This window comes from Roseburia sp. OM02-15, from assembly GCF_003481835.1.
Lineage (GTDB): Bacteria > Bacillota > Clostridia > Lachnospirales > Lachnospiraceae > Eubacterium_I > Eubacterium_I ramulus_A.
In genome coordinates this window covers 37,712-49,798 of the sequence record NZ_QULX01000007.1, presented here as the reverse complement: position 1 = coordinate 49,798, position 12,087 = coordinate 37,712, and the positions used below count along the sequence as shown (strand labels likewise).

Annotated in this window: 12 protein-coding genes; 5 read left to right on the top strand and 7 right to left on the bottom strand. The window is 39.9% G+C overall.

Going from position 1 to position 12,087, the window contains the following annotated elements; translation table 11 throughout:
* Positions 1–260 precede the first annotated feature (260 nt).
* The 4 genes from DXB15_RS08520 to DXB15_RS08505 all read right to left on the bottom strand — a co-directional run bounded on the left by DXB15_RS08520 (position 261) and on the right by DXB15_RS08505 (position 3,564).
* Positions 261–602 carry a hypothetical protein gene (locus DXB15_RS08520; protein ID WP_118702678.1) on the bottom strand — a complete coding sequence of 114 codons (342 nt, stop codon included), beginning with the start codon at positions 600–602 and terminating at the stop codon, positions 261–263.
* A 12-nt stretch (positions 603–614) separates the two neighbouring features.
* A complete protein-coding gene (locus tag DXB15_RS08515; protein WP_118702677.1) occupies positions 615–1,580 on the bottom strand; it encodes a glycosyltransferase family 2 protein in 966 nt (321 codons plus the stop codon).
* Positions 1,581–1,590: 10 nt separating this feature from the next.
* Positions 1,591–3,132, bottom strand: coding sequence for a hypothetical protein (locus tag DXB15_RS08510; RefSeq protein WP_118702676.1), 1,542 nt, complete (start codon positions 3,130–3,132; stop codon positions 1,591–1,593).
* Between the two features lie 138 nt (positions 3,133–3,270).
* Positions 3,271–3,564, bottom strand: a complete 294-nt coding sequence (locus DXB15_RS08505; protein WP_109214783.1) for a hypothetical protein — start codon at positions 3,562–3,564, stop codon at positions 3,271–3,273.
* Positions 3,565–4,168: 604 nt separating this feature from the next.
* Between DXB15_RS08505 and DXB15_RS08500 the strand changes: the two genes are divergently transcribed.
* The 4 genes from DXB15_RS08500 to DXB15_RS08485 are packed head-to-tail and all read left to right on the top strand — an operon-like array spanning position 4,169 to position 7,048.
* Positions 4,169–4,465 (top strand): thiamine-binding protein, encoded by a 297-nt coding sequence (locus DXB15_RS08500; protein ID WP_118702675.1) that lies wholly within the window; start codon positions 4,169–4,171, stop codon positions 4,463–4,465.
* Positions 4,434–5,216, top strand: a complete 783-nt coding sequence (locus DXB15_RS08495) for an ABC transporter permease (RefSeq protein WP_177957286.1) — start codon at positions 4,434–4,436, stop codon at positions 5,214–5,216. The genes DXB15_RS08500 and DXB15_RS08495 overlap by 32 nt, the downstream gene beginning before the upstream one ends.
* Complete coding sequence (locus DXB15_RS08490; protein WP_118702674.1) at positions 5,213–6,292, top strand: ABC transporter substrate-binding protein; 1,080 nt, start codon at positions 5,213–5,215, stop codon at positions 6,290–6,292. The genes DXB15_RS08495 and DXB15_RS08490 overlap by 4 nt, the downstream gene beginning before the upstream one ends.
* 21 nt (positions 6,293–6,313) lie before the next feature.
* A complete protein-coding gene (locus tag DXB15_RS08485) occupies positions 6,314–7,048 on the top strand; it encodes an ABC transporter ATP-binding protein (protein WP_109214786.1) in 735 nt (244 codons plus the stop codon).
* A gap of 140 nt (positions 7,049–7,188) precedes the next feature.
* On the opposite strand, the gene DXB15_RS08480 is transcribed toward DXB15_RS08485, so the two are convergent.
* Positions 7,189–9,225 (bottom strand): oxidoreductase, encoded by a 2,037-nt coding sequence (locus DXB15_RS08480; RefSeq protein WP_118702673.1) that lies wholly within the window; start codon positions 9,223–9,225, stop codon positions 7,189–7,191.
* Positions 9,226–9,505: 280 nt separating this feature from the next.
* Here DXB15_RS08480 and DXB15_RS08475 point away from each other — a divergent pair, with 280 nt between their 5' ends.
* The gene (locus DXB15_RS08475; protein WP_118702672.1) at positions 9,506–10,093 is read left to right on the top strand and encodes a TetR/AcrR family transcriptional regulator; all 588 of its coding nucleotides are present in this window, start codon (positions 9,506–9,508) and stop codon (positions 10,091–10,093) included.
* On the opposite strand, the gene DXB15_RS08470 is transcribed toward DXB15_RS08475, so the two are convergent.
* Positions 10,071–11,465, bottom strand: a complete 1,395-nt coding sequence (locus tag DXB15_RS08470; protein WP_243115617.1) for an MATE family efflux transporter — start codon at positions 11,463–11,465, stop codon at positions 10,071–10,073. The two genes, DXB15_RS08475 and DXB15_RS08470, sit on opposite strands and share 23 nt — an antisense overlap.
* A gap of 141 nt (positions 11,466–11,606) precedes the next feature.
* Entirely contained in the window at positions 11,607–11,996 is a 390-nt protein-coding gene (locus tag DXB15_RS08465) for a thioesterase family protein (protein ID WP_109214789.1), read from the bottom strand.
* Between the last annotated feature and the right edge of the window lie 91 nt (positions 11,997–12,087).

Here is a 12,087-nt window from a genome sequence, read left to right as displayed (position 1 = left end):
GTACAGCATCATGTATTCATAATAATACTACTAATCTAATACTTTTTAGATAAATTTTATTCTTATTATAACACTGACTTTTAGTAAACGTCAAATTCATCATATATATTAACAATTCGTTATGATTACTATTTAGCAACATATCTTTCTAATTATAGATTTTTTCAAAATATGTTTCTTTTTCCATCCACATTAAATTATTCCTCTCATATTATGATAAACCACAGCATATATAGACAAGAATAACCAATTCATACTCACTATCTCACTTCAAATTTTTTCTTAAATAAATATGTTAATATTTTTTCGATCATTTTAAATATAACTGCTACCGTTGAGGAAATAACAAACACACTCACAACCACAAATATAAAGAATAAAATTCCTGTACTCATACATAGCGTATTCTTAAATTTCCATAAAAAGCTTATACTAAAATCCATAACTGCTGGATGGCACAAATATATTAAATACGTCAACATTGAAACTTTATGTACCAGATTGTTAACTTTTTTATTTATCTTTTGAATCCACTCATTGAGTTTTATAAAGATTTCACGGGAAGACTTATTTTTATCTTCCCGTCCTACTTTTATTGCCATATCAATATTATACTATTTGTCGTCCATATTTTGCTTTTCATACGTTCGATCACTTATGATATAACGTGGACGATGTTTTGTTTCCATATAAACTTTCCCAATGTACTGACCAATCACACCTGTACATAATAATTGAACACCACCAATAAAACATATCACACATATCATACTTGCCCAGCCCGAAACCGTATTTCCAAGTGCCCAGCTAATAACAGCCCATATAACTCCTATAAATCCTATAATTGACACCAATATTCCGAAATTAGTAATCATCTGGATAGGCTTAACCGACAGACTTGTTATACCATCAAATGCCAAAGCAAGCATTTTTCTGAGTGGATAATGAGATTTAGCCATACGTTCCTGCCGCTCGTAATAAACAGATGTACTTTTAAATCCCACAAGCGGAAACATGCCTCTCAAAAACAGATTCACTTCTTTAAACTCTGAAAATGCTTCCAACACTTTTCGGGAAACCAATCGATAATCTGCATGATTATAAACAACCTCTGCTCCCATAGTATTCAGCAACTTGTAAAAGCCTTCTGCTGTTACTCTTTTAAAAAAAGTATCTGTATCTCGTTTACTTCTGACACCATATACAATTTCACATCCATTATGATATTCATTTATCATAGCTTCCATAGCAGTAATATCGTCCTGTCCATCGCAATCAATAGAAATTGTAATATCCGCATATTTTTTTGCTTCCATTAAACCTGCCAATACAGCATTTTGATGTCCTCGATTCCTGCTTTGGCAAATACCAATATAATGTTCATCCTTTTCCGCCAGATTTTTTATAATTTCCCATGTTTTATCTCTGCTTCCATCATTTATAAATAGTATTCTGCTTTTGCTCGAAATTTTTTCTTTTTCAATCAACAGGCTTAACTCTTTCAAAAACAATTCTGATGTAATTGGCAAAACGTCTTCTTCATTATAGCATGGTATCACTATCCACAACACTGTATCCAACTCAAACACCTCATTTCTTTTTCTCTGCTCTATTTAGTAAAAGTGCTACTCCATATATTGCCAACAATATGTATAATGGAACATAAGCATATAAATATCTGGATCTTGCCTCAAAAAGTAATTCAAATATCGTTAATCCTATAACAGAAAGCATTAGTACACTTCTTTCTTTTTGATTTTTATAGCATACTCCCAGAATTCCTAATCCCAGACAAGTTAACCAAATCATTTGGACAAAATTTATCCAAACTGTATTATATTTTCCAACAGAACTATAATTTCTATTATAATAAAGTCCTCTCAAGAAACCACTGATTTTTGTATTTCTTTCCATAACATTTATGTAAAACGCCCCTTCTCCACCCCAGAAAAAAGTTCCGTCATTATAATTTGTTAGCGTTTTTCTTATCATTTGTTTTGAGAAACCCACTGCACCCATATTTTCAATACGCTCAAATGCTTTCTGCAGATCTGCTTGATCACGTTCTTCCACCGTTTGAAATGAATCTGAATAAGAAACATCGTCCCCGGCCCATACTCCCATTGTCTGGGTATTCATTCCCATCATAAAAAAATGTTTTATTCCAAAAGCTTTTTCATCATCAAGCTGTATATTCAGGCTTCTCACTGCGGCTATTGAAATTCCTAATGCTAATAAGAATCCCAAGATAAGAGCTGCCACTTTTTTTAAATATCCTCTTCCAATGCAGCTTAATTTTATATTTAAAATTGTTATTAACATAATTGCAATAGCGACTATCATTGTTTGTGGTTTAATTTTATATCCAATATAAGATAAAAACGGAATCGCAAACCACGAAAAACACTTAAATTTTTCTCTATTGACATAAATGTACATTATCAAAATCGGAAATACTAATGCTATCGAATCAGAGTATGGAATCGAAACCCAAGGTGACAAGCCTATTAAAAAAAAGTATATACTATATCCCACCATCGTTAAAACACGATTATGAAACAATTTACTTATTATTTTTGCAAGAAGTACTCCTGTACATGTATTAAACGCACATTGTACGCACAAAAGCATAAAATATTCATGCGCATGACCGCCCAAAAAATGAACAATTTCCATTATCTTCGAAAAGACAAATACCAAAAATAAATTATTTGGATATCTCGAAAAATAATTAATATATATATCTGTTGATTCATTATGTGCAATTTTATCAGCAAGTCCTACTACTGAAGCCACATCCCAATCTGTATACACATAATAATTCCACACAAAATATATCTGCATTAAAAATATCATTACCGGAACAACTATCCAGAAAATTATAGGTTTTATTTTACATTCTCTATCTGCCCTTTTGCAAATTGTCACAATGCCACATATTGTGATTCCACCAAATATTAATAATACAATTGCAGGCAAAAAGTTTTCACTATAAGATAATGTCCAATAACGTATGTGCGCAAAGAAAATACAACATATCACGATAAATATCATCATTAAACCATATATACCAGCAATGGCACTATTTAGCATTCTAAACATACTTTGTACGATTTCCTGTACTCGTTTCATTATTTAGATTCTCCCATCTAATTTTTTGTTTTCACCTTCAACATTATGCATTCATTTTCTTACATTGTAAAGAAATTCTTCACCAAACCTGCTATTTTAAAATCTAAAAGCTGTGTATTTTCAAATCCTTGCCACTCGTCAATCATATATATATGTATCAAAAAAATAATCTTGATTTTCAGTTATACACTCGTTTAAAAGTCTTTCATAAGCATTTGCCATTCCACTATATGCAACAGCCGTTGGATGCCCTCCAGACATATTTTTATAAATTTCTGATTGAAAGAAAGAATCCTCTGACTGAACGATATATGAAATATGAATTCTCAATTGTTGATATTTTAACTGTATTTTCCAGTTCCTCAATAGACATAGAAGGTCTGCCATTGATTTATAGGAGCTAAAGTTTTTAAAAGCGAATTCATATATCATAATTCCATCTCCTTGAGATTTTTCACAATATCATTCTCTTGCTGTTTTTCCTTGACAATTCCACTCTCCTGCGTTAACATCTTACCCGTAAAGTGCCATACAAACGGATTTTCCGTTTCATAATTAACCAGGGGAGCATATCGCTGAGAGTAAGGACAAACCTTAGACCCTTATACCTGTTGGGCAATGCCATCGTAGGAAGTGTTACAGAATATAATAGTAGAGAAAACTATCAGACATTCTTAAAGCATCTGCCAACCGGTTGGTGCTTTTTTGATTGTAAAAATGTGCAGCACCACATGTATTGCATAATCAAGTAAAGCGGACATTCGCAATCCGTTTTCGCTACTTGCTCATGAACGCAGTCGCTTTGCGACCTGTCAGTGGGAGCTTTTAACTCCCACTGACATAAGTATCCCCCTTACCCACCGCTTAGTGCTCTACGCACTTGAAATGGGGTGGGGGAATGCTTATTCTGCGTTCAAAAATGCCTCTCATTTCTGCTGCGAATATGTGATATGGCATGGGAGTTATGGTTACTTAATGTAATAAGGTTCACAGATGGATCTTAAATTTCACTTTTATTTTCAGGGAGGAACAAATAATGAACGCAAGTGTAGCTATTCAGGTATTACCGACAGTCACAGATGAAGACGAAGTCATCCGTATCGTAGACGAAGTCATTGATTACATCAAATCCACAGGTCTGAACTATTATGTAGGACCGTGTGAGACATCCATCGAAGGCGATTATGACGAACTGATGGAGATCGTAAAAAACTGCCAGCTCGTTGCTGCAAAAGCAGGCTGCCCGGCTATGAATACTTATGTAAAAATTTCTTTTAAACCAGAGGGAGATGTACTGACCATTGACAAAAAAGTTACAAAGCATCACCAGTAAGATTCCGGCAATCGTCGCGTTATGCCTGATCGTGCTGGCATGGTATCTGATCTGTGTATCCGGACTGGTTCCGGCTTATATGCTGCCGTCACCGGTCAATGTGGCAAAAGCGCTGATCTCAGACATGCCGCTGATTCTGATGCATGCAAGATACACCCTGCAGGAGGCATTTTACGGTCTTTGCATCGGTATCCTGCTGGCTTTTGTCAGTGCCACACTGATGGATCGTTTTCTGACCATCAACCGGGCATTTTATCCGCTGATGGTAATCACACAGACGATTCCTACCATTGCCATTGCGCCGGTTCTGGTGCTCTGGATGGGATTTGGCATGGCACCAAAAATTGCATTGGTTGTCATCACCACATTTTTCCCGATCGCAGTCGGTCTGCTGGACGGATATAAAAGTGTGGATCAGGATGCGGTCAATCTGATGCGCGCCATGGGAGCGACAAAATTTCAGATTTTCCGGCATTTAAAATTTCCATCCGCTTTGAACCAGTTTTTCTCCGGTTTGAAGATTTCTGCTTCCTACGCTGTGGTTGGTGCTGTTGTTGCAGAATGGCTCGGTGGATTCAACGGACTTGGTGTTTATATGACCCGTGTCAAAAAGGCATACGCATTCGACAAAATGTTTGCCGTTATTATTTTTATCGTGATCATCAGTTTGCTGCTGATGCTCGCTGTCAACATTATCAGAAACTTATCCATGCCTTGGATAAGAACAGAAAAAGAGGGAAAAGAAGTATGAAAAACAAATTTTTAAAGAAACTTGCTGCTGCATCTTTAGCAGCTGCTATGGTATTTTCCATGGCTGCATGCGGAAATGCTGACAACAACGCTGCAAAAGGAAATGCCTCCGACAGCTCTTCTGCTGCCGCAGAGAACACTTCCAGCTCTGATAAAGATCTGACAAAGATCACATTCTGCCTGGACTGGACACCGAATACAAACCATACCGGTTTATACGTTGCTCAGCAGCTTGGTTACTATGAGCAGGCAGGTCTGGATGTCCAGATCGTTCAGCCACCAGAGGACGGTGCTGCATTAATGTGTGCTTCCGGTCAGGCTCAGTTCGCCATTGAAGCGCAGGATACTATGGCTGCATCTCTGGATTCCGATAATCCACTTGGTATCACAGCGGTTGCTGCTGTTCTCCAGCACAACACTTCCGGTATCCTCTCCCGTCAGGGTGACGGTATCGACACTCCGAAAGGAATGACAGGCAAAACTTATTCTACATGGGAGTCCCCGATCGAACTTGCTACTTTAAAAACTGTTATCAACGGTGACGGTGGTGATTTTGATAAAGTAAATCTGATCCCGAACGATATCACAGATGAACCGGCTGCTCTGGCTGCTCATCAGACAGATGCTATCTGGGTATTCTACGGATGGGGCGGAATCAATGCAAACGTAGAGAAAACACCTTGTGATTTCTTCTTCTTTAAAGATGTAAACCCGGTATTTGATTACTACACACCGGTTATCATCGCAAACAATGAATTTTTACAGAACAGCCCGGATGTTGCTAAAAAATTCCTTGAGGCAACTCAGAAAGGTTATGAATATGCCATCCAGAATCCGGTAGATGCCGCAAACATGCTGATCGCCGGTGACAACACGGGTTCCTTAAGCGGATCTGAAGATCTGGTTCAGGCTTCTCAGCAGTATATTTCCGAGCAGTACATCGCAGATGCTCAGAAATGGGGATTCATCGATGAGGATCGTTGGAATACATTCTACAAATGGCTGGCAGATAACGGACTTACCTCCAAAGATCTGACCGGACAGGGATTTTCAAACGACTACTTAGGTGGTAATTAAGATTTCAAACAGGAAATAAAAATGGCATTATTAAAAGCAGAACATATTACAAAAATATATGGACAGCGAACGATCATCAAAGATATCAATATCGAACTGAATCAGGGTGAGCTGGTATGCCTTCTTGGTGTCAGCGGTTCCGGAAAGACGACATTGTTTCACATTCTTTCCGGCCTGACTACACCGGAGGAAGGACATGTGTATCTGAATGATAAAGAGATCACTTCCACTCCGGGACAGATCAGCTACATGCTTCAGAAAGATCTGCTGCTGCCTCATAAGAAAATTATTGATAATGTATCGCTGCCCCTTGTCTTAAAGGGCATGAAAAAAGCAGATGCACGCCAGAAAGCAGATCCACTGTTTGCAGATTTTGGTCTGGATGGTACACAGTATCAGTATCCAAGTCAGCTCTCCGGCGGTATGCGTCAGCGTGCAGCGCTTCTGCGGACATATCTGTCATCCAACGGTGTCGCGCTGCTGGACGAACCGTTTTCCGCACTGGATACCATTACAAAATCCAATATTCATAAGTGGTATCTGAATATTATGACGCACATTGATCTGTCAACGCTGTTTATTACGCACGATATTGATGAAGCGATTCTTTTATCTGACCGCATTTACATCTTGAATGGTACACCGGGTGAGATTAAAGATGAGATCGTGATTCGTGAGAAGAAACCGCGACCGGATGATTTTTATCTGACGGAAACGTTTTTAAATTATAAACGTGACATTATAAGTAGACTTTAAGTGGCTAAACATTTTACCTTTGCCACGTATGTAAATAGGGACTGAGTTCATTTTTTCTTAGCGAGCGATTGTTAGCCGCGAAGACAAAATGAACTCAGTCCCTTTCAAAATCTCAAATTTTCTGCCACAAAACAAGCTTTTTAAATAATTTCCATTGCTGCGGTCCAGCCTTCTCTTACCGCATCACCAATCTGACGGGCACGGACACAGTCACCGATCTTCCATACCGGAATACCAGCTTCTTTGATTGCCGCCTCAAGTGCCTCTGTCGCATGTGCGCGGCGTCCCATTGCATTGACAACAGAATCTGCTTTGATAGTAATTTCTGTTCCATTCTGCTCAGCTACAACAAAGTCTTTGCCGACTTTGATAACTTTTGCATTTACTTCGTATTTACCACCGTTTTTATCGATAAAGTCATGTACAGCAGTTCTGTACAAACCGGTTGTCTCCGGCATCAAAGCACCTTTCATCTCTACGATGGTTGTCTCTACACCGTGATCTATGTAATCTGCTGCTGCCTCACAACCTACCAGACCACCGCCGAGTACAATGGTGCTTTTTCCAAGACCAGCAAAATCGTTGTAATATACCTCCATTGCTGTGACAGCATTTTCAATTCCCTCAATTGGAAGGATCAGATCATCAGATCCGACTGCCAGTACAACTGCTTCCGGAGCGATCTCTTTGATAAGTTCCGGTGTTACTTCACAGTTTAATCTTACTTTGATCGGACGTTTCTCTACATCACGGACCAGCAGATCTTTGAAGTTTCTGATATCTACTTTATGATCGGTATGATCTGTAAAGTTAATCAGACCGCCTAACACGCCTGCTTTCTCGCACAGGATTACCTGATGCCCTCTATCTGCTGCTGTGATTGCTGTCTGCAGACCACCGCAGCCGCCACCTACTACCAGTACTTTACGGCTTGCTTCCGGTTTTGGCATACGCTCCGGAAGAACTTTATGATGAGAAGCCGGCCATACGTCGTATGGGTTGATCGTACAGGAATCCAGTGGTGGGAACTTCACAGTCCAAATCTCTGTCTCATGTTCACCGGACGGACCCGGATAACATCTTCCGCAACGTAGACAGCGACGAATTTCATCTGCATGACCAGCTTTTGCCTTATTCGGGAATGCCGGATCAGCAAAGAACTGACGTCCCATGGATACCATATCAATTTTGCCTGCTGCAATTGCTTCTTCTGCCTGTTCCGGAGAGTTAATACCTCCAACTGCTGCAACCGGGATAGACACGTTTTGTTTGATCACAGATGCCGGCTCGATATTCGGTCCATGCGGAGCATATGCAGTTGTGAACTCCCAGCTTCTGGAAGAACTCAGATAATGACCACAGGATACATGAATCATATCAATGTACGGCTCACAAAGTTTACAGTATTTTACAGCATCTTCCAGCTCTAAGCCACCCGACAGATGTTCAGAACTGCTGACACGAATCTCAATCACAAAATCAGGTCCCATAGCCTCACGAATAGTTTTTAACAGATCAACAGTAAATCTTGCTCTGTTTTCAAAGGATCCGCCGTACTCATCGGTACGTTTATTGTACTGCGGAGAAAGGAACTGTGCCGGAAGCCAACCATGTCCGCAATGGATCATAACGCCTTCCCAACCTGCTGCCTCAAACCATTTACAGGCAGTTACATAATCCTGATAACAGCTTAAGATTTCTTCTTTTGTAAATGCATCTACATGAGTTCCATCCGGAAGATCTTTCTCAGATGGTCCTTTTGGATTGATGCCGTCTCCGATATTTGTTTTGATCTCACCACAGGAAATCAGCTCACCGATGGCCAGTGCGCCATAGCTTTTGATCATCTCTGCGGTTTCTTTAATGATGTTGAATTTTTTATCGGATCTGGATGTATAATCAAGGTATGGTTCAAACGGGAAACGTTTGTCATACTCATGGTTCGGGCTTAACTCACCCAGACAGACGATTCCTGCACCGCCTTTTGCCTTCGCTTCCAGCATCCGAAATGCACGCTCCGGTACCGGGGTGGTGTAACCAAACGGATCCGGATCCAGCTCGATATAATGATCAAATGCAAATAATGCTGGAGCTGCCTCAATACGGTTTTTAACGATTTTTGAACCAACTTTTAACGGCTCAAATAAATGTGGAAAATACGGATTTTTTTCTGCCATAATCTCTTACCTCATCCTTCTTTTTTGTTACTGAAACTGTAACAGAAATTACCCTGTTTATTCAAACATCAGCTTTTTTCATGCTGTTTCATTTTGCAATATTTTTATTATATTTGTTGCATTGTCCTTGTATAAGTACAGAAAAACGTGCTACAATCGAATCAGATTTTATAATAAGAATAAATAATATCTGTCACATTTTTCTATTATAATTTTCTGAGATATTTTTTATTTCATAAGATGAATCATTTATCGTTCATAAAAAGGAGAAAAGAGCACTATGGACCACCGCGCAGACCGCATGAAATCACTGATCATACGCACATTTTTTGACTGTATGGAAAAAGAAGATTTTTCTCAGATTACGATTGGAAAAATATCAGAACAGGCATTGATCAACCGTTCTACCTTTTACCGCTATTTCTCTGATAAATATGAGTTGCGGGATGAAGTGGTCGACCATATTGTTCAGGATTTTGCAGATCATATGGAAGTAGATTTTCTGCATATGGATGTCAGTGATGCCGAACATACCCGCGCGCTTCAGGATTGTCTGGCTCACCTTTGCACTCAGAAACGTGAGTTGGAAATTCTGTGGAAGCAACAGCTGCTCGGTCGAAATGTCTTTGATGAAATGATGAATGCCGGTGCACGCAAGGTAGAAACTGAAATTCAGAATCATCCAACGATCTCACCGGGGAAAAAACAGTTTGCTGACTGGTATGCAAAACTTCTGGTCAACAATTTTCTTGTGACAGTTCGCTGGTGGTTTTCCCGTAAAGATGACATTTCACCACAACAGATCACCGCTATGATGAAACGTCATATGATTTCAGGAACAATTCCTACTTTAAAAGAACAGCCCTAACAAGATTGTTCTTCCGTTTCTCTTCTTTTTTCATATGCTGCATATATATGATAAAAATCAGACCACCGGTAACTACCCATGAAGCAACATAAACATTCATCAGCATGTTATACGTCGGAACCCGTTTAAACACAGTTACCATCCAGATCATTCGAAATACAACCGTTCCAAGAATAGTAATGATTGCCGGCTCCAGTGATTTTCCCATGCCACGCAATGCTGCACTCTCCACTTCGTAAGTCGCGGTCAGACCTTCCAGAGAGCATACATGCTGCATGCGGATCAGTGCATACATGGCTACCGCGTCACTGGCAGTATAAATATGTACAAATGTATTGCCGCCTGCAATAAAAATCACACTTAAAATCTCGGTAAATCCGATTCCAAACAGCATACTTAAGCAAAAAATTTTCTTGCATCGTTTCAGATTGCCAGCTCCATAATTCTGACTGGTAAAAGTTACCGCGCCCTGTGCAAAGGCACATGCAATGGCATAGGTAAAATATTCAAAATTCAATCCGACCGAAGCACCGGCAATGGCATCCTCCCCAAAGGAATTAATGCCACTCTGGATAAATATGTTTGACACAGAAAAAATGGCTCCCTGAATTCCCGCCGGAACTCCGATTACCAGAACACGACGCAAAAAATCTTTTCGAATCTGCATTTTTCCAAATCGGAACTGAAATTCATCCTCTCTCCGATACAGGCAGAGCAAAACCAGTGACGCACTCAGTACATTAGATGCCAGCGTACCGATGGCAACACCTTCCACGCCCAAATGAACGCCTACTACCAAAAGAAGATTCAGTACAACGTTTACCACACCTGCCAGTAAAAGATAGTACATCGGACGTTTGCTGTCTCCGTAGCTTCGCAGAGCCGCCGCACCAAAATTGTAAAGCAGCATAAATGGAATACTCAAAAGATAAATACGGATATACAGCATCGCCTGATCCATGACGCTGTCCGGCGTTCCTGACACCACAAGAACCGGCTTTGCAATGATAAATCCAAGGCACATCAGACCGATGCCAAGAATCAGACCAAACGTCAGAATCGTATGCAGCATAGCACTGATCTGTTCCCGTTTGTTCTGACCGATCAGATTTGCCAAAGCTGCATTCGGTCCCACGGAAAGTCCTGTGATCAGATTTACAAATATTCCGACCAGAGCGACACTGCTTCCAACTGCTGCAAGTGCACTGCTTCCGGCAAATCTGCCGACAACTGCCACGTCTGCGGAATTGAATAACTGCTGCAGGATCGTGCTAAAAGCAAGCGGCAGGGCAAACATGATCAGCTTTCCGGCAATTTTTCCATTTAGCATATCTATTTCTCTGTTTTTTTCTTTCGTCTTTGTCTGTTCCATTCGGAAACCAGTCCTTTCCTGTGGGATGCTACTGTTTTTATGCTATGTACGATTATAACATATATAAAGCGAAATCGAAAACTCCTTCTGTGACCACTTATCACAAAAGGAGTTTTTAATCTCGCTATTTCGGATATAAAATTATTTTGAAAGCTTGTTGTTTGCTTTTGTCTGGAATTTCTCATTCTGTACAACGAAACGCTCATGTGTTCCTTCACCGATCAGACCTGCCTCATCATAAGCTGCTACTTTGAATACAAGACGACGTCCGTCTACTTCGGTAAGCTCTGTCTCGCAACGAACAGTCATTCCGATTGGAGTAGCCGCTACATGGCTGATATTTACCTGTGTACCAACGCTGCCACAGCCTTCTTCCAGATATGGAGCTACGCTCTCGCTTGCTGTTTTTTCCATTAATGCAAGCATGCATGGTGTTCCGAATACTTCCAGTACACCGCTTCCTACTGCTGTTGCTGTATTCTCATATACAACTTCTACGCTCTGTTCCCCTTTGACTCCTGCTTCTAACATTTTATGTCCTCCTTATCAAGCATCTGAATTTTTTGTTGCTTTTGTTTTCAAATGTTTTTTTCTGTTTTTATGTGTCTTTGGTAAGTATATC

Bases quoted from the DNA above. Each gene is read 5' to 3' on its own strand.
- DXB15_RS08470 (WP_243115617.1), bottom strand. From the start codon at position 11,465: ATGGAACAGACAAAGACGAAAGAAAAAAACAGAGAAATAGATATGCTA.
- DXB15_RS08520 (WP_118702678.1), bottom strand. From the start codon at position 602: ATGGCAATAAAAGTAGGACGGGAAGATAAAAATAAGTCTTCCCGTGAA.
- DXB15_RS08475 (WP_118702672.1), top strand. From the start codon at position 9,506: ATGGACCACCGCGCAGACCGCATGAAATCACTGATCATACGCACATTT.
- DXB15_RS08485 (WP_109214786.1), top strand. From the start codon at position 6,314: ATGGCATTATTAAAAGCAGAACATATTACAAAAATATATGGACAGCGA.
- DXB15_RS08480 (WP_118702673.1), bottom strand. From the start codon at position 9,225: ATGGCAGAAAAAAATCCGTATTTTCCACATTTATTTGAGCCGTTAAAA.
- DXB15_RS08500 (WP_118702675.1), top strand. From the start codon at position 4,169: ATGAACGCAAGTGTAGCTATTCAGGTATTACCGACAGTCACAGATGAA.
- DXB15_RS08490 (WP_118702674.1), top strand. From the start codon at position 5,213: ATGAAAAACAAATTTTTAAAGAAACTTGCTGCTGCATCTTTAGCAGCT.
- DXB15_RS08465 (WP_109214789.1), bottom strand. From the start codon at position 11,996: ATGTTAGAAGCAGGAGTCAAAGGGGAACAGAGCGTAGAAGTTGTATAT.
- DXB15_RS08510 (WP_118702676.1), bottom strand. From the start codon at position 3,132: ATGAAACGAGTACAGGAAATCGTACAAAGTATGTTTAGAATGCTAAAT.
- DXB15_RS08505 (WP_109214783.1), bottom strand. From the start codon at position 3,564: ATGATATATGAATTCGCTTTTAAAAACTTTAGCTCCTATAAATCAATG.